This is a genomic window from Streptomyces violaceorubidus (assembly GCF_000717995.1).
Lineage (GTDB): Bacteria > Actinomycetota > Actinomycetes > Streptomycetales > Streptomycetaceae > Streptomyces > Streptomyces violaceorubidus.
Window position 1 is genome coordinate 1 of the sequence record NZ_JODM01000100.1, and the last position, 2,435, is coordinate 2,435.

At 58.1% G+C, this 2,435-nt stretch carries 2 rRNA genes; both read right to left on the reverse strand.

The features are described 5' to 3' along the window. Positions 1-630 (reverse strand): 23S ribosomal RNA (locus IE94_RS0134090); the annotation flags it as partial. Positions 631-881: 251 nt separating this feature from the next. After that, a 16S ribosomal RNA gene (locus IE94_RS0134100) occupies positions 882-2,355 on the reverse strand. Between the last annotated feature and the right edge of the window lie 80 nt (positions 2,356-2,435).

The following is a 2,435-nucleotide window of genomic DNA, read 5'->3' on the forward strand; positions in this document are numbered from 1 at the left end:
CGACGCTCCCACGGCTTGTAGGCACACGGTTTCAGGTACTATTTCACTCCGCTCCCGCGGTACTTTTCACCATTCCCTCACGGTACTATCCGCTATCGGTCACCAGGGAATATTTAGGCTTAGCGGGTGGTCCCGCCAGATTCACACGGGATTTCTCGGGCCCCGTGCTACTTGGGTGTCTCTCAAACGAGCCGCTAATGTTTCGACTACGGGGGTCTTACCCTCTACGCCGGACCTTTCGCATGTCCTTCGCCTACATCAACGGTTTCTGACTCGTCCTGTCGCCGGCAGACAACAGAAGAGAGATCCCACAACCCCGCACACGCAACCCCTGCCGGGTCTCACACGTATACGGTTTGGCCTCATCCGGTTTCGCTCGCCACTACTCCCGGAATCACGGTTGTTTTCTCTTCCTGCGGGTACTGAGATGTTTCACTTCCCCGCGTTCCCTCCACACTGCCTATGTGTTCAGCAGCGGGTGACAGCCCATGACGACTGCCGGGTTTCCCCATTCGGACACCCCCGGATCAAAGCCTGGTTGACGACTCCCCGGGGCCTATCGTGGCCTCCCACGTCCTTCATCGGTTCCTGGTGCCAAGGCATCCACCGTGCGCCCTTAAAAACTTGGCCACAGATGCTCGCGTCCACTGTGCAGTTCTCAAACAACGACCAACCACCCATCACCCCCGTGCCCGACACCCTCACCGCTTCCCTCAACGTTCCACGCTCCGAAGAGCAGTACTAGAAGGAGAAGACGATCAAGTGCGCCGAGTAGTCAACGTTCCACCCATGAGCAACCAGCATCAGACATTCGCTGATGTACTGGCCTCTGACCAACCGAAGTTGGTGAGAAGTGCTCCTTAGAAAGAAGTGCTCCTTAGAAAGGAGGTGATCCAGCCGCACCTTCCGGTACGGCTACCTTGTTACGACTTCGTCCCAATCGCCAGTCCCACCTTCGACATGACGTGACGGGCGGTGTGTACAAGGCCCGGGAACGTATTCACCGCAGCAATGCTGATCTGCGATTACTAGCGACTCCGACTTCATGGGGTCGAGTTGCAGACCCCAATCCGAACTGAGACCGGCTTTTTGAGATTCGCTCCACCTTGCGGTATCGCAGCTCATTGTACCGGCCATTGTAGCACGTGTGCAGCCCAAGACATAAGGGGCATGATGACTTGACGTCGTCCCCACCTTCCTCCGAGTTGACCCCGGCGGTCTCCCGTGAGTCCCCAGCACCACAAGGGCCTGCTGGCAACACGGGACAAGGGTTGCGCTCGTTGCGGGACTTAACCCAACATCTCACGACACGAGCTGACGACAGCCATGCACCACCTGTACACCGACCACAAGGGGGGCACCATCTCTGATGCTTTCCGGTGTATGTCAAGCCTTGGTAAGGTTCTTCGCGTTGCGTCGAATTAAGCCACATGCTCCGCCGCTTGTGCGGGCCCCCGTCAATTCCTTTGAGTTTTAGCCTTGCGGCCGTACTCCCCAGGCGGGGCACTTAATGCGTTAGCTGCGGCACGGACAACGTGGAATGTTGCCCACACCTAGTGCCCACCGTTTACGGCGTGGACTACCAGGGTATCTAATCCTGTTCGCTCCCCACGCTTTCGCTCCTCAGCGTCAGTATCGGCCCAGAGATCCGCCTTCGCCACCGGTGTTCCTCCTGATATCTGCGCATTTCACCGCTACACCAGGAATTCCGATCTCCCCTACCGAACTCTAGCCTGCCCGTATCGACTGCAGACCCGGGGTTAAGCCCCGGGCTTTCACAACCGACGTGACAAGCCGCCTACGAGCTCTTTACGCCCAATAATTCCGGACAACGCTTGCGCCCTACGTATTACCGCGGCTGCTGGCACGTAGTTAGCCGGCGCTTCTTCTGCAGGTACCGTCACTTTCGCTTCTTCCCTGCTGAAAGAGGTTTACAACCCGAAGGCCGTCATCCCTCACGCGGCGTCGCTGCATCAGGCTTTCGCCCATTGTGCAATATTCCCCACTGCTGCCTCCCGTAGGAGTCTGGGCCGTGTCTCAGTCCCAGTGTGGCCGGTCGCCCTCTCAGGCCGGCTACCCGTCGTCGCCTTGGTGAGCCATTACCTCACCAACAAGCTGATAGGCCGCGGGCTCATCCTGCACCGCCGGAGCTTTCGAACCTCACAGATGCCTGCGAGGATCAGTATCCGGTATTAGACCCCGTTTCCAGGGCTTGTCCCAGAGTGCAGGGCAGATTGCCCACGTGTTACTCACCCGTTCGCCACTAATCCCCACCGAAGTGGTTCATCGTTCGACTTGCATGTGTTAAGCACGCCGCCAGCGTTCGTCCTGAGCCAGGATCAAACTCTCCGTGAATGCTTGCCGGTAATCCGGCGTTATTTCAAAGGAACCTCGTCCCAGCCGAATGGCCGGAGACGGGGTATCAACATATCTGG